The sequence below is a fragment of the Rothia sp. P4278 genome (genome assembly GCF_048512945.1).
Classification (GTDB): domain Bacteria; phylum Actinomycetota; class Actinomycetes; order Actinomycetales; family Micrococcaceae; genus Rothia.
In genome coordinates, this window is sequence record NZ_JBLXXU010000001.1 from 376,067 (window position 1) to 392,000 (window position 15,934).

A 15,934-nucleotide genomic window follows, 5' to 3' on the forward strand; every position below is an offset into this window, starting at 1 on the left:
ATAATTGTTGGTGCAACCATGTCTCCCAGAGAAAGTGCAGATTCATGGCTCAGAACCAACACACCTTTGGGGTAGGCCCCCGCCTTTCACAATTCCTCACCGAGACTCAGGAGCTGTGGCAGGCCTCTATCCAGCACAGGTTCGTTGATGAACTCTTCAATGACACCTTGGACCCAAAAGTCTTTTGCCGCTACCTGATTCAGGATTACCAATTCTTCGAGGCTTTCATCTGCATGTTGGGATCTTGCGTTGCCCGGGCTGACAGCATGAAAGCAAAGATCCGTTTCTCACGACAGCTAGGCTTTCTGGCTAGCGATGAAGACTCATACTTCCTGAAGGCCTTCGGGCAGTTCGGAGTGCCCGAAGCGGACTATTCGCAGCCTGAACTGGATGCAACAACCAGGCAGTTTCAAGAGCTGATGTACTCAGTGAGCCGGGAGGGTAGCTACGCGGAGCTCCTGGTTATGTTGGTTATCGCTGAAGGGCTCTACCTGGACTGGGGCTCTCTGCAGAGGGAGCTTCCAGAGAATGATCTGTACCGGGGGTGGATTGATCTGCACCGTGGCAATTCTTTCAAGGAGTGGGTGAACTTCTTGGCAGGGGAGCTGGAGCGCCAACTTCTTGATGGTGAGCAGGTTCAGACCCTGCTGCCGCTGTGGAGAAAGGCTCTTCAGCTTGAATATGACTTCTTTGAACTGGGGTACAAGGCACTTTCCTAAGGTCGCTTGCCCCGCAATTTCTGCATGGAGGTCTTGTGCCCCACCCCCCTATCTGTATTATTAAAACTAATACAGATAGGGGGGACCATGAACATCACCATTAGGGATAATTCGCCGCTACCGGTCTACCAGCAGATACACGATGCGGTGGTCCAAGCAATTGCTACCGGCCAGCTGGCCTACGGCGACCAGCTTCTTTCCGTGCGAGCCGTGGCCCAGGAACTCAGCATTAACCCCGCCACGGTGCTCAAAGCCTACGACCTGCTTAAGGCAGAAGGCCTGATTGTTAGCCACAACCGAGGGAAAACAACCGTCGCCGCCGACCCGCACCATACGGCTACAGACCTGGACAGTAGTAGTTGGGAAGAAGCCCTCCTGCACCTGTTGGCCTTAGGGCGCGCCCAAGGCAGAGACACCGAAGCCATTCTTCTCACTGTGCGCCAGCAACTGACCTGGCTCGAATCCCAGCAGGAGGTTAGCCATGTCTAACGCATTAGCATTGCCCGTACTTACCCTGATCACGGGCCTCTTTATGCTGGCCGTTCTGCTGACAACCCCGAATCTCGCAGCGGTCAACAAGCCCTACGGGGTGAACATCCCCCTGAGCTACGTCCACACACCGGAGCTCAAGCAGGCAAACCGGGTCTTTACTCTCTGGACGGTAGCCACATCTCTACCGCTTATTTTGGGGGCAAGCCTTTTAGCGGTTCTCAGCCAGCTGAACGGGCTGGTGGCTCTCACCCTGCTCCCTTTTCTACAGCTGGCCGGAACGGCTTACGCTATTGCTCAAGCACGCACGGTGGTTGCAGACCTTAAGGAACGGGGCAAGTGGTACGCCGGGGTAGAAACCGGAAAGACCTTTAACATCAAGGTCAGCCAAGGCTCACCCCTAAGCATGCCAACCGGCTGGTTTGTGGCCTCTCTGCTCCTGGTAGCCCTGTGGGCTCTCGCCCTTTTTCTGCGCTACCCCCAGCTGCCCGACCCTTACCCCGTTCACTTCAACGCGGCGGGTGAAGCCGACGGCTGGGCGACTAAAACGGCGTGGGCCGTCTTTATGCCTCTTTCCAGTGCCCTCTTTACCCTCGGCACGGTATGGCTGTGCGGCTGGTTCGTGGCCCACCAGATGAACGGCCAGGCCAAACCGGGGGAGGCCAAGCTGGCTGGTCTTTCTGCCAAGCCGCCCCAGGACCTTGACCTACTCAGCGATGCCCTTGGTGTCAGTGCCGCAGACTATCGGGGACTCCGCAGCAAGGTTGCGGCTCAGAAAACCCTGCGCTCCTTGGGGCTACTTGCTTTTACGCTAACACTCGGTATCGGGCTGCTGGACCTCTCCGCACTGATTACTCTGCCCGGTTGGTTCCATGCCGCCAAGCTCTGGATCTTCCTAGTACTGGTCTTGGGAGCCACTCTGCTGGTCAGCTTGGCCGGTGTCAAAGCTACCCGGTCGCTCGATAGGGCCGTCCTTGCGCTTGCCCAAGCCGGGGCAGTGGACCCCGCCGAACTAGAACTGCCCGACGAAAGCGACCACATCAAGTACGGGATTTTCTACTACAACCGGGATAACCCCAACATCATGGTGCCCAAACACATCGGTGTTGGCTACTCACCCAACTGGGCGCACCCGGCAAGCTGGGTCTTTGGCATCATTTTTCTGGTCATTGTGGTCTCCAGCATTCTGCTGCCCTTCCTGCTGGCAGGGTAGACTTGATACTGTTCTGCACCCTCGTACCGTGCAGATGTACACTTTAGCTCACCCGTTGTAGGGGTGGGCACTACCCTTTAGGAGACTCCTTGTCATCCCTTTCCATCACCCTAGCCGGCGCCGCTCACACCGTTGAAGCAGGCACCACCGCAGCCGACCTGTTCGCCGAGAACCCCGAGATTGTCGTTGCCCGTATCGACGGCACCCTGGTAGACCTCTCCACTGAACTGACCGACGGTTGCACCCTTGAACCTGTCAGTATCCATGAGGAAGACGGCCTGAACGTGCTCCGCCACTCAGCCGCACACGTCATGGCGCAGGCGGTGCAGGAATACCGCAAGGACGCCAAGCTGGGTATTGGCCCCTACATCACCGACGGTTTCTACTTTGACTTTGACGTTGAAGAACCCTTCACCCCCGAAGATCTGAAGAAGATCGAGAAGAACATGGTGAAGATTATTAAGAGCGGCCAGACCTTCCGCCGCCGTGTGGTCACCCAGGCTGAGGCCGAAGCGGAGATGGCAAACGAGCCCTACAAGCTGGAACTGCTGACCCTTTCCCAGGGGCCCGGCTCCGGTGCCGATGCCGCCGAGGGTGCCTCCGTTGAGGTAGGCGCTGGTCAAATCAGCATCTACGACAACGTCAACAAGAAGGGTGAAACGGTCTGGAAGGACCTCTGCCGCGGCCCCCACCTGCCCAACACCAAGCTGATTGCTAACGGTTATGCGCTCATGCGTGCCGGTGGCGCCTACTGGCGCGGTTCTGAAAAGAACCCCATGCTCCAGCGCATCTACGGCACCGCCTGGCCCACCAAAGAAGAACTGGTGGCCTACAAGGACCGCATTGCTGAGGCTGAGCGCCGTGACCACCGCCGCCTGGGCGAAGAACTGGACCTCTTCTCCTTCCCCAAGACTATCGGCCCCGGCCTGCCCGTCTTCCACCCCAAGGGCGGCGTCATCCTGCGCGAGATGGAAAACTACGTCCGCACCCGCCACATTGAGGAGGGCTTCCAGTACGTCAAGACCCCGCATATATCCAAGGAAGACCTCTTCTACACCTCCGGCCACCTACCCTACTACGCAGACGGCATGTTCCCCGCAATGGAGGACGAGGGGCAGGCCTACCGCCTTAAGGCCATGAACTGCCCCATGCACAACGAGATTTTCCGTTCTCGTGGCCGCTCCTACCGTGAGCTACCCCTGCGTCTCTTTGAATTTGGCACCGTCTACCGCGATGAGAAGTCCGGCGTGCTCCAGGGGCTGACCCGCGTGCGCATGATTACCCAGGACGACTCCCACTCCTATGTGACCAAGGAGCAGGCACCGGATGAAATCCGCCACCTGCTCAAGTTCATGCTGTCCCTGCTGGAAGATTTCGGCATGACCGACTTCTACCTGGAACTGTCCACCCGCGACACCGAGGGCGATAAGAAGGACAAGTTCATCGGCACCGATGAGCAGTGGGAAGAAGCCACCGCTGTACTGGAACAGGTTGCAGCAGAGACCGGCCTAGAGCTGGTTGCTGACCCCGGTGGTGCCGCCTTCTATGGCCCCAAGATTTCTGTTCAGGCTAAGGACGCTATTGGCCGTACCTGGCAGATGTCTACCGTGCAGTACGACTTCAACCAGCCTAAGCGTTTTGGGCTGGAATACCAGGCATCGGACGGTACCCGCCAGGAGCCTGTCATGATTCACTGTGCAAAGTTTGGTGCTTTTGAGCGTTTCTTGGGTGTACTCATTGAGCAGTATGCCGGTGCTTTCCCGGCCTGGCTGGCCCCGGTTCAGGTCATTGGTGTGCCGGTTGCTGAGGCTTTCAACGATTACATGGGCCAGGTTGCCGCTAAACTACAGGCGGCCGGTGTACGCGTTGAGGTGGATTACGGTACTGACCGGTTCCCCAAGAAGATCCGCACGGCCTCTAAGCAGAAGGCTCCCTTCATTCTGATTGCCGGGGGAGAGGACGCCGAGAACGGCGCCGTCTCCTTCCGCTTCCGCGACGGCTCCCAAGAAAACGGCGTACCCGTTGATGAAGCTGTGAAGCGCATTGTGGAGCACATTGAGGGCCGAGTGAATGAGGATCCCAAGGGTACAACTGAGGCATAACACACCATACGTAATATAAGTGAATATAGAAGAGTGGCCCATACCATTAGGTATGGGCCTGTTTGTAAGTATTTGGAGGAACTATGGTAGATAGTATAAACTTTCGCACAGTACGAAATGAAAGTATTAAATATTTTAATATTGTGTCCGATAAGAAACTCCCGGATGACAAAAAAGCCGAGTTTGGATTTTACTTCCTTTCACTGTCTCAGTTTATTGATATCGATAATCCTGAAGAGCTTTTAGAATTTATCACTGATGGGGAGTTTAATAAAAATGTACTTGATTGCGAACAATTCGATGATAAGGGTGTGGACGCTCTTTGGGTCGATGAAGAATCAAAGGTCGTACACATTTTTAATTTAAAACATGTTACAAAATCAAAACATGGATCTGTTCCAATAAATGCAATAAAAAATACTATAGCTTTTGCACACCACCTGAGAAATGGTAGTGACTTTGTGGACCCCAATAAATCTGAAGAGCTAGGAAATCAGATTATGGAGCTGATGTCCAATGATAGCTATGATATTCAGATAAATTTTATCACAAATGCTCATCGGGAAAGAATTTCCCCCGAATTTCGTGAGAAGAAATTACTTGAGAGAGAAAAGCAAGAACGAGATTTAAAGGACCTTGAACAGTCGAATGATGTTACAATAACAACTCATTTTTTGAATGACTTAGCATCTTATATATATGATTCAGGTGAAAAGATAGATGCCCAAGTAAATCTTCCGAAAGGGTCGGTTCTCAAACACTCTATTTCGCCGATGTCTTCAAAACTTTCATATTTAGCATCGATTCACTTAGATGAAATTATTAGAATTACATGTAACGATCCTATGTTGAGAGAGAATACAAATGATGTCAATATTATTGAATCTGATATTGATATATCAATAGCATCAAATATTTTATTTGACAATGTGCGAGGCTACCTTGGGCCGAAAAATCAATTTAATAAGAATATGTTGAAGGTTCTCTCAAGTGACCCTGAGTATTTTTTCTATTTTAATAATGGTATAACAATTGTAGTTGATCGCGCTGAGCTCAAAGAAATGAGAAACCAGGATAAGCTTATCCTCGAGGGTGTTCAGGTTGTAAATGGGGGACAGACGCTAAAAACAATTTACCGATACCTCGATGGCAACGAAAAACTAAGTAACTTGCGAGAAGCACAAGTTCTTGTTAGGGTATTGCTGGCATCTGGAGAAATGAAGTATCAAGTTGCTGAATATACGAATAGTCAATCAAAAATTAATGATGCTGACTTGAAATCTATCGATAAGATACAGCGCTCCATAGAAGAGTTATTATCCTCTGAGAATATTAATTATATTCGAAAAAGAGGTGAGATATCGTCGAAGCGTGGGAATGGATCTTTATCGAAAGAAACTATGGCTCAGATTATCTATTCAATAAAGGGGTACCCTTATGCGGTTTCAAACGCAAAAAGAAAGCTATTTACAGACTATTACGACTCAATTTTTAATAGTGACTTGACTGGTGGAAGTATTGTCAGCTATGCGAAGACATATTTTTCGATACTTGATGAATATAAATCTGATCCTGTAAAAAAACTTTCAATCAAAAAAAGCCAGCAGAAAGTATTCTATATCCTAGCGCTTACACTGGGCCCAAACCAGCAGTCGGGATCAATCAGGAGTAAGATTATTAAGCTTGAGAATGCTATTAATTCTTATAAAAAAGAAGAATCTCTGTCAAATTCACGAAAACTTTATCAAAAAGAATTTCTGCAATTTATTGTTGATAATTATTCAAGTTTGTCTGACGACAGCATCTCTTCTGAACGTAGCGGGTTTATTAAATCTGAAAATGCCCCATCCGATTTAGTAAGGCCTGTAGAGAAACTTATTACAGAAACTCAAATTTTGAATCTGAAGTATAAGAGGCAAAAAGAACTTTCTCAGTGGTCTGTTATTTACATGGATTCACGTGTGGGATTCTTGAGGTATAATAAGGTTCAGGGGGATTGGAGTCTAAATCTGGGTGTTACAAGTAAGACCATTGATGACTTTGATTATGAAAAACATTTTCATGATCTGAAGAATGCTGGGCTGAATGTCTCACTCAAAAAAACTGATTATGAAAATATTCAGCTATTTGGTTTGACTGATGATATTACATTGACACAACAAAGCGCTATTGAAAAAGTTATTCTTGAAATTAATAAAATTCGCAATAATCGATAAGTAACTATAGTTCAAATTTTAAGGGCGAAGCCTTAAGTGCTTCGCCCTTATTGGGTATATTAATAGATAAAATATTAAGGCCTGGTTTAATTTGAGGAAAGATTTTGCTGGAATTTTCCTAGCTTTTCGTCTATTCGTCAAGAAATACTCGTCATCCTTTGTGGTGGGATAACTATTTATAGAGATTATGAATCGCAGGAATCGAATCGGTATTAAATTTGCCGAGCCTGACCTCGTTCGCCGTCACCTGAACCCTGTGCAAAGGGTAGTTTCTAAGGCTAATCGAAAGGTGTACTCTGCTCACCACATTCTCTCTTTGGCTCACATCAAAGGGCCTTATGCGGCGGGCAATGTTATGGCTCAGATGTAAAGCTATATCAGCGACCGTCAGAAATAGCTCGGTATCCGCCCTTCACCCATAACACCGCACGAAGGCTCATAAGCTAGATCATCTAGCGACATGATGCCCCGGCGCACAGCCTAAAATAGCAATGTGCCTCGACAAAACCGAGTGGATGCACCTTGCTATTTTGGGCCAAGAATTCGCAGCTTATATAGCACTTTGCACAGGCTCTTTCCCGGACATCGAAAGGCCCTAATTACGCCATGGATGTGCTCTCAAGCAGTAACAAGCTGACACAAAACAGGGTTTTGCACAGCCCCGTGGCTACCTGCTTGCCTGTGCACTTCTACAGTGGTAGAAACTGTGTAACTATTCATCGCCCCAAGTCACATATGAGTAGCTTATGAAACCTCGAAAAAATCTTGCGATCTCGATTACTTTGCCTGTTCTGGCGGTGCTAATTTTTTCTGGGTGCGGGGAGCGGAATGCCGGGTCTTTTCCTGAGCCATCATCATCTTCTAGTAGCGCGGCCTCTTCTATGAGTGGCTCAGCGACTGTCCCGGAGTCTGGGGATGCAACCGAGCATTACTCAGGTGGGTCTAAGGCTCCTGAGGGGGAGTATCGGCCTGCTGATGAGCAAGGGCCTGCGCAGAATGTGCCGAAGCCGGTGCAGCCCGAAGGGATGAATGAAGAAACAGCTGAGGGGTTGGAGAAGTTCATTCTGTATTGGAATGACTGCGTAAATTATGGAATCCAGACCGGTGATTTTTCATATGCAGAGCCGCTTGTAGCTGAAACTTATCAGAGCGAACATGAGCTATATATCTGGGCGAATGAAATATATAACCGTGACGGATGGATCGAAGGAGGTTTACGCACAGCTATTGTTTTAGATAGCTCTCCGGTCGCTCATGATGCTGTTTCTTATAAGTGGGCAGGAAATCTTGATATTGAGGATATGAGGGTGCAGCTTGACGGCCCAGGAGATACTATCGATTGGTCCCATACAAGGGGGCAAAGAATCTATTTTGAAGTAAATTTCAATAATAGTTCATGGAGACTAAGCGGTATTGAAGTAGCTAAATAACTTTAGGTCAGAATTTAAACATTGGTGGTGAATATTATGAATCGCGGTTATAAGACTTGCTATTTATGCGCGAAGAGTGCTGTCGTACTCGTTATTAGCGGCATGCTTTGTGCGGGTTGCGGTATGAATAGTCAGGCCCAACCACGAGCAGAATCAGCACCTTCTGCTGTAGTTGGTTCAGCTTCAGTGACCCTAGGGAATGCCCCTAGTCCTGAAAATGGTTACCAGCCAGCAGATGAACGTGGCCCTGCGCAGAATGTGCCGAAGCCGGTGAGACCCGAAGGAATGAACGAAGAAACAGCGGAGGGCTTGGAAAAGTTCATTCTGTATTGGAATGACTGCGTAAATTATGGGATCCAGACTGGTGACTTTTCGTACGCTGAGCCTTTGGTGTCTCAGGACTATACGGCTGATTTAGAGTTATATGTGTGGGCAGAAGAAGTATATGCTCGCGGTGGCTGGGTAGTCGGTGGCAGGCGTGAAGTAGTTCTAAACAAAGATGCGTTAGCGGAACAGGGTAATGGGGTTTATAGATGGATTGGTAATCTCAACGTCGAAGACATGCAGGCATATCTCAATGAGCCTGGAACAATAGTTGATGGTTCGCAAACCCGGGGCAGGAGCGTCTACTTTCAAGCTACTTATAAAGACGAAAAATGGGTAATGGATATAGTTGCTTTTGCTGAGGCGTTTCCATCTTAAGCCTCAATTTTTTTGCCTGCATATTATTTCTTTCCAGCACTCCATCTGGTAATAGATAAAAAGATATCTGTGGCTCGCCATAATATTTTTTCCCGGGCCTCTATCGCTGACTGAATTCGCCAAATGAGGAACTATGCCCGCCCCAGCTGAACAGCGTCGCTTGTTTTCAATGATTCATTTGTTCTCAAAAACTGTAACAAGTTGACACAAAACAGGGTTTTACACAGTGCCAGCATTACCTGCTTGCCTGGGCACTTCTACAGTGGTAGAAACGGTGTAACAGCCCATCGCCCCACGTCACCCAGGAGAACCAGCATGGTAAGCCGCAAAACTCTCGCAACACCCATCACCCTAGTGGCTCTAGCAGCACTAACTTTTACTGGCTGTGGGGAGCAGAAAACTGGATCTATTCCTGAGCCGTCAACACCTTCCAGCAGTGCCGTATCTTCAACCAGCGTCACGGGGACCCCAGCAGAATCCGGTGACGTAGCCGAGCATTACTCAGGCGGGTCTAAGGCGCCAGAAGGTGAATATCGCCCAGCTGATAAGCAGGGGCCTGCACAAAATGTACCCAAGCCGGTTAAGCCGGAGGGCATGAACGTTGAGTCAGAGGATGGACTCTTTAAATTCGTCGGTTACTGGAACGACTGTGTGAATTATGGGATTCAGACCGGTGACTTTTCATATGCTGAGCCCCTTGTCTCTGATGAATATACCAGCGAACGAGAGTTTTATATTTGGTCCAATGAAATCTACAACCGAAAGGGGTGGATTGAAGGTGGCCGACGAGAAGCAATCGTTGGAGAGGGCCTGCTAGTTGCCCAAGGGGATGGAATTTACACCTGGGGTGGGAACCTAAATATCGAGGATATGAGAGTCCAGCTGGACGGCCCTGGCGATTTAGTGGACTGGTCTCACACTCGTGGCCAAGGAATTTATTTTATCGCGAAGTTTGAAAAAGGGTTCTGGACTCTTAAAGGGGTTGAAGTAGTAGAAGGGCAGTAAATTGACAAAAACTTTTAAGAGCCTGCGGGTTATAGTAACAATTCCGCTATTGAGCCTGGTCACATTGAATAACTCTTGCTTTGCCGTCGAAGGAACCATTGATAACTCGACAATCAAAGTATGGAGTAATCAGAAATTTAAAGATTTACCTCCAGGCTATCCCGATAGATTTGCTGACAATAAAAATACAATTCAACCAGTGCCTAGGCAAGTGGATGAAGATGTATACCGTTATTCCTCTAATTCACTGGGTGCCTCGAAGTCTTCTCCCGTACACGTCCCCTGTAGCAGTCCTGACGCTTCCCGCAATCTGGTGCTGGCCCCACCCGACGTTGCTGGCGTCCAGCAAGGCAAATTCGGGCAAACCTACCTCTGCCTACCCAAAACACCAGACGGACAAGCCGCAGACCCCATCGAATACACCCTACCCGACGGCCAGATCGTCACCGCCCCAGAACCGATCATCGTCACCACCGAAGACTTCCAAAACCTCGGCATCCTGCCCTCAGAAGCCCACCAAGAACGTGCACCCCACACCCTCAAAAACTACAACACCAACTTCTGGGCTACACCCCAAGAACAAACCTTCGACATTGAAATGGGCGGCCTACCTGTCCAAGTGCGTGCTATCCCCATCTCTTACACCTTCACCTACGGTGACGGCCAAACTCTCAAGACCACCAACCCCGGCTACCAGCTAGGCGAAGACATCTGGGACCAAGAAACCCCCACCAGCCACAAATACGCAGAGCCGGGCGACTTCAACTACAGCGTCACCACCTACTACCGGGGCGAATTCAGCGTAGCCGGAGGTCCCTGGCAGGTTATTGAGGGCACCGGCCAAGCAAGCAGCCAGCCCCAGCTGATTCGGGTGTGGCGGGTCAAAGCTGGACTCGTCGCAGATGATTGCGCCACTAACCCTAGCGGCTGGGGTTGCCCAGGGCACTAAATCACAACACCCAAATCCAAGAAACGTGGGTCTTGCTGGTGCTAGGGGCCTCGACTCGGCGTATCGTACTGACCCAGTAGCCCCCGCAGGCCCGCCACCTAGCATAGCCCTCTAGGTGTCCTACCATAAGAACATGGATACACAACGCCAGCAACAGTCGGCTTCCACCGTACACGGGCCAAGCTCAGGCCCGCTGCCCAACCCTGAAACCCGGAACGGTACCAACTACTACATGGGAATTCCCTACGCCGAGGCAAAGAGATTTAGCTACCCCCAACTCACCCCCTTAGAAACCCTGACTCCCAACTTCAGGGCCAAGACCCCCGCCCCCGGATGCCCTCAACCCACAGGGCCTGCCGGGCCGGACATCGGCCAGCCCACCAGTTTCGCCGAAGACTGTTTAAAGCTCAGCATCATGACCCCTGCTCACGCAGAGGGCACAAAACTACCCGTGATGGTCTTCTTCCACGGGGGTTCCTACCTGACCGGTGGGGGAGACGCCCCCGCCTATGACCCCCACAAGCTGGTTGCAGAGCAGAACCTGGTAGTCGTTACGGTCACCTATCGGCTAGGTCTACTGGGGTTTTTGGGTGGGACCCCGGGCCGCCCCGCCAACCTGGGGCTACTGGATGCCCTGACGGCCCTGCTCTGGGTCAAAGGAAATATTGAGAGGTTTGGCGGTGACCCGGAATGTGTCACAGCCTGGGGACAATCCGCTGGCGGAGACCTAGTTGCCCGCCTCCTAGCTACCCCCAAGGTGGCGGAAGAGAACCTCATCCACAGGGCTATCATCCAGAGCGCACCCTTGGACTTGGGCTACGGCAAGCAAAAGCTGACTGACTACCTACTGGCGGCCACCGAGCATTTAGATAGGCGAGCGCCCGCCCAGGTCTGGGCGCATCAGGGCGGCCGCTACTTCTTCGCCAACCCCCTACGTTTTGGCTGGTCCGGTTTCCTGCCCCTGGGGTGTCAGTTTGGTGCTTACCCACTACCGGCAGAGGAAGAAGAACCCGTCCAACTGGCACAGCTAGGGGCTAGGGTACCGCTGTTGGTGGGCAACATGCCCAGGGAGGCGGCCGGGCTGACTCCTGAGTTCCCCACCGCGCTGGGGAACTTCCTCTTTGCCTGGGGCGAGCCTCTGACCCGTTGGCTCACCGGGCGGATCTACACTCGGGCCAGCCGGAACTTTGCCGACAAATACAGGCGGGCCGGTGGGCAAGCGACTGTATATTCGCTGGAAACTGGCTTGGGCTGGCACTACCGGCGCTCAACCCACAGCTCAGATCTTAGCTTGCTCTTCGACAATCCGGCCTGGGAAGGCTCAGCGCTCCGAGCAGGTGCGGGGCCATCAACCCGTACTCAACAGGGGCGGGCCCTGCGCGCTGTCTGGGCTAGCTTGGCACGAACCGGCTCAGTGCCCGCAAAGTATGCCGATGCGGCGCGAATTAGTCTTGCCTAGATTAGCTTTAGCCAGGTCTTAAAAGTCAATATTTCTCAGCTAAGGGGCGTTTGCGGTTTTGCTCATTCAAGAGGTTCATTCGGTTAGATAGAGTTGGCTCTGTACCTACCTAACTTTGTAAAGGAAGTGGAAAAGTTTTGGTTTCCCCACTGTATGAAACTTTCACTCTTGGCTCTATGAGCACCCGTAACCGGCTCTGGGTGCCGCCCATGTGCCAGTACTCTGTGACCGAAGGCGACGGGCTTGCCACCGCCTACCATGTCGGCCACTATTCTGCGCTGGCACGCGGCGGTGCCGGGGCCGTCATTGTTGAAATGACCGATATTGAGCCCCAGGGGCGTATTAGCCCCAACTGCCTGGGCCTGTGGAGCGATCAGCACACCGAGGCCTTCAAACCGGTGGTGCAGGCTATCCAGGCAGCGGGCGCTAAGGCCGGTATCCAGATTGGCCATGCGGGGCGCAAAGCCTCAACAGCCGGTGAGATTGCGGCTCGTGGCGGTCACAAGGGGACGCTTAGCCCCCAAGAAGGAGGCTGGCAAACCCTTGCCCCTTCAGCTATTGCCTACCCGGGCTATGATCAACCCCAGGCGCTGAGCCTGGAGAAGATTGAGGAACTGGTTGAGGCCTTTGGGGCCGCCGCTGAGCGCGCCCTTGCCGCTGGCTTTGACTTTATTGAAATCCACGGCGCCCACGGCTACCTGCTGACCCAGTTCCTCTCGCCCCTGTCCAACGAGCGTACCGATGACTACGGCGGTAGCCTGGAGAACCGTGCACGGTTTATCCGCAGGGTAGTCCGGCTTATGCGTTCACGCATCCCAGAGACTATGCCCCTGCTGGTGCGTCTGTCGGCCAGTGAGTTTGTGGAGGGCGGTATCACGCCGGAGGAAACCGTTCAGGTGGTGCAGTGGCTCAAAGAGGATGGCCTTGACATGGCCGATGTGTCTGCTGGCGGTAACTATCCGGCTAAGATTAGGGTCTTTGCCGGCTACCAGACCCCGCTGGCACACCAGATTAGGCAGCAGGCCGAGATTCCTGTGGCGGCTGTTGGCATGATTAACTCACCCCGTCTGGCTGAATACATTGTGGGCTCTGGACAGGCCGATATTGTGCTGGTGGGCCGTGAGGCCCTGCGTCGCCCCTCCTTCGCACTGGAGTGGGCGCAGGAGCTTAAAGAAGACATTGACTACTACCCGGCCCAGTATCAGCGGGCCTGGAACACTCGGCGCTAACAAACCTTTGCGAGCCGGAGCTTCCTCTCTTGGGTGCTCCGGCTCCTGCACTTGCTCGAGATGGGCAGTAGACTAGAGAAGGTGACGACTACGCCCGATTACACCACCGATTCTTTTGAGCTACCCGGCGTACCCGACGCTTTCCAGCGCCTGTGGACGCCCCACCGCCGTGCCTACGTCAAAGGCGGTCAGAAGGACTACACCGAACAGACCTGCCCCTTTTGTGAAGCACCGGGCCGCAGTGATGATCAGTCACTGATCGTACACAGGGGTCAGCACGCTTTCGTCATTCTAAACCTTTACCCCTACAACCCCGGGCATCTGCTGGTGTGCCCCTACCGTCACATTCCTAACTACGATGACGCCACACCCCAGGAAACCGCTGAAATTGCGGCGCTGACCCAGCAGGCTATGGGCCTATTGCGGTCGGTCAGTAATGCCGCTGGCTTCAACATTGGTATGAACCAGGGTAAGGTCGGCGGGGCCGGTGTTGCCGATCATCTGCACCAGCATCTTGTTCCCCGCTGGAGCGGTGACACTAATTTTCTGCCGATTGTTGCCGGCACTAAAACTGTTACCCAAACCCTGGATGAGATTCGTACCTTGCTGGCCGATCACTGGGCTCAATCAAGGCACTAGATGCACTGTACTGTGCGACAAAAAAATCGTGCTAAAAGTCTAGAAGAGGCGCGGTTCGCTACTTTCCTGGTGAATGAGCCCGCCCACGCTGGCACAGGCTTTGTTTGAGAGCGTGGCGGTATTGACTAAGAAGGTTTCTTCCGGGTCGCCGGTGTGGGCTGTTAGGAATTTGCCGGTACCGCCGGTGACGTAGAAGCCGTGCTCACCCTCGGTCAGTGAGGGGTAAGCATACAGCGGTTCGGGGTTTTCTGCCCGTAAAGAGGCATAAGCCCGCCCCATAGCCAGTGAAGGCACCCAAGGCTCAGCCAGTGGCTGGAACCCGCTGATAGTGTCAGCGGCATCTTCAAGTGCCCAGGTGGCGGCCTCGACTGCCATATAGTGGGCTGACTTAATCTCTGCGGGGGTCAGCGGGTTCACCCAGGAACGGTACTTGGTGGAGGCGTGTTTAAACTGGCTCAGGTTAGCGTCCCGGGACACGAAATCTTCTAGCTGGCGCACAATGATGCCGGTCTGCGCGCGGGCAATAATCGTGGCTGTAGCGACCGCTTGATCGTCCAGACGGCGCGGATTGGAGTGGAGCGAAGCGGTACCGACCTTTGAGGTGGCATCGGGAAAGGTCGCAATGTAGAGGAAGTGCTCTAGGTTAACGTAGTCCAGCGCTGCCGGGGTCATCTGCGCCCCTAAATGCACCCGGTGAATGGGAGCAAACTCGTCGCGGGCCAGACAAGTGGGGCACTGCTTACCTTTTGGCACCAGGGCGGAGCTGGGGCAGGGCAGGTGAGTAAAACCAGGTCCATCAGTCTTGGCTTGGGCATAACCGGTGCAGTAGGTTCCCGCAGATTCTTCCCCGGGCTGGAGAACCCGAACCCCTAGGAAGGCTCCCGGAGTGATAGGTAGGGTATGAACCTGCCCCGCTGGCTCACCGGCTTGGAGAGGTTCAACTGTCAGAACCGGGGCGCGCTCCCGCCAGGTGATATCTCGCCACACAAAATCGTGCCCCAGAACATCATCGAGAAGACCGTACACCGAAAAGCCCCTTTTCCCTTGCCTGCTTGCTGAATTACCAGGTTATCTTATGCCCCGAGTAGTGGAGGCAGGCTCAGGCGGAGCTGGTGAGCGGCCTGAGAAACATCGGAACTCTGGATGAGGGCGCGAACCACGACGATCCGGCTGGCTCCTGCCTGTACCACCTGCGGCAGGCTTTCCTGGTTGATAGAGCCAATAGCAAACCAGGGTTTGCGCGGTTGCTGGGCGGCGATGTAGCTGATGTAGTCTAGGCCAGCGGCCGGACGGCCGGGCTTGGTGGGAGTTTCCCAGACCGGGCCGCAGGCGAAGTAGTCAACGTCGGGGTGACTAAAAGCTGCTAGACCCTGGGCCGGTGTGTGCGTTGATAGGCCCAAGATCACATCGGGGCCTAGCAAACTACGGGCCTGATTGGGTGTCAGATCGGTCTGGCCCATGTGGAAAATATCTGCCCCTACCAGTGCGGCAATATCGGCCCGGTCATTGACTGCAAAAAGTTTGCCCGCCCGGTGGGCAATCTCTTTTAGTAGCGCGAGTGCTTCAAGTTCTTCATTGACCGGCAGGGTCTTATCGCGCAGTTGGATAATATCCACGCCCCCGTCAAAAGCCTTGGTCAAAAATTCTGTGAGGTCCCCCTGCTCGGTGCGCGCATCAGTGCACAGGTAGAGCTGAGCCGCGGCCAGTAATTCAAGGCCTTGAGCGCGCGTATATGACGGCTCTGTGACGTTAACAAAATTCTTTTGGGGCATTTTTACCTCC

Annotated in this window: 14 protein-coding genes; 12 read left to right on the top strand and 2 right to left on the bottom strand. The window is 52.7% G+C overall.

The genetic code is table 11. The features are described 5' to 3' along the window. Window positions 1–44: 44 nt before the first annotated feature. The 12 genes from ACN085_RS01690 (at window position 45) to ACN085_RS01745 (ending at window position 14,152) form a co-directional block, all read left to right on the top strand. Window positions 45–719 carry a TenA family protein gene (locus ACN085_RS01690; protein WP_419110371.1) on the top strand — a complete coding sequence of 225 codons (675 nt, stop codon included), beginning with the start codon at window positions 45–47 and terminating at the stop codon, window positions 717–719. Window positions 720–806: 87 nt separating this feature from the next. Further along, a complete protein-coding gene (locus ACN085_RS01695) occupies window positions 807–1,208 on the top strand; it encodes a GntR family transcriptional regulator (RefSeq protein WP_419110372.1) in 402 nt (133 codons plus the stop codon). Then, on the top strand, window positions 1,201–2,421 hold the full coding sequence (locus tag ACN085_RS01700) for a DUF1648 domain-containing protein (protein ID WP_419110373.1): 1,221 nt from the start codon (window positions 1,201–1,203) through the stop codon (window positions 2,419–2,421). Before ACN085_RS01695 ends, ACN085_RS01700 begins: the two co-directional genes overlap by 8 nt. A gap of 89 nt (window positions 2,422–2,510) precedes the next feature. Beyond that, window positions 2,511–4,523, top strand: a complete 2,013-nt coding sequence (gene thrS / locus ACN085_RS01705; protein ID WP_419110374.1) for a threonine--tRNA ligase — start codon at window positions 2,511–2,513, stop codon at window positions 4,521–4,523. A gap of 143 nt (window positions 4,524–4,666) precedes the next feature. Further along, on the top strand, window positions 4,667–6,739 hold the full coding sequence (locus ACN085_RS01710; protein ID WP_419110375.1) for an AIPR family protein: 2,073 nt from the start codon (window positions 4,667–4,669) through the stop codon (window positions 6,737–6,739). 746 nt (window positions 6,740–7,485) lie between these two features. After that, window positions 7,486–8,169: a DUF6318 family protein gene (locus ACN085_RS01715; protein ID WP_419110376.1), complete on the top strand. Its 684-nt coding sequence runs from the start codon at window positions 7,486–7,488 to the stop codon at window positions 8,167–8,169. 123 nt (window positions 8,170–8,292) lie between these two features. Further along, window positions 8,293–8,871: a DUF6318 family protein gene (locus tag ACN085_RS01720; protein WP_419110377.1), complete on the top strand. Its 579-nt coding sequence runs from the start codon at window positions 8,293–8,295 to the stop codon at window positions 8,869–8,871. A gap of 315 nt (window positions 8,872–9,186) precedes the next feature. Continuing rightward, complete coding sequence (locus ACN085_RS01725) at window positions 9,187–9,876, top strand: DUF6318 family protein (RefSeq protein WP_419099615.1); 690 nt, start codon at window positions 9,187–9,189, stop codon at window positions 9,874–9,876. A gap of 211 nt (window positions 9,877–10,087) precedes the next feature. Then, window positions 10,088–10,825: a hypothetical protein gene (locus tag ACN085_RS01730; RefSeq protein ID WP_419110378.1), complete on the top strand. Its 738-nt coding sequence runs from the start codon at window positions 10,088–10,090 to the stop codon at window positions 10,823–10,825. A gap of 133 nt (window positions 10,826–10,958) precedes the next feature. Next, complete coding sequence (locus tag ACN085_RS01735) at window positions 10,959–12,284, top strand: carboxylesterase family protein (protein ID WP_419110379.1); 1,326 nt, start codon at window positions 10,959–10,961, stop codon at window positions 12,282–12,284. A gap of 137 nt (window positions 12,285–12,421) precedes the next feature. After that, window positions 12,422–13,513, top strand: coding sequence for an NADH:flavin oxidoreductase/NADH oxidase (locus ACN085_RS01740; RefSeq protein ID WP_419110380.1), 1,092 nt, complete (start codon window positions 12,422–12,424; stop codon window positions 13,511–13,513). An 81-nt stretch (window positions 13,514–13,594) separates the two neighbouring features. Beyond that, on the top strand, window positions 13,595–14,152 hold the full coding sequence (locus ACN085_RS01745) for an HIT family protein (protein ID WP_419099620.1): 558 nt from the start codon (window positions 13,595–13,597) through the stop codon (window positions 14,150–14,152). A 39-nt stretch (window positions 14,153–14,191) separates the two neighbouring features. Here the strand turns inward: ACN085_RS01745 and ACN085_RS01750 are convergent, their stop codons facing one another. Together ACN085_RS01750 and thiE are read right to left on the bottom strand one after the other, a co-directional pair. After that, on the bottom strand, window positions 14,192–15,178 hold the full coding sequence (locus ACN085_RS01750; RefSeq protein WP_419110381.1) for a hypothetical protein: 987 nt from the start codon (window positions 15,176–15,178) through the stop codon (window positions 14,192–14,194). 47 nt (window positions 15,179–15,225) lie between these two features. After that, window positions 15,226–15,924 carry a thiamine phosphate synthase gene (thiE, locus tag ACN085_RS01755; RefSeq protein ID WP_419110382.1) on the bottom strand — a complete coding sequence of 233 codons (699 nt, stop codon included), beginning with the start codon at window positions 15,922–15,924 and terminating at the stop codon, window positions 15,226–15,228. Between the last annotated feature and the right edge of the window lie 10 nt (window positions 15,925–15,934).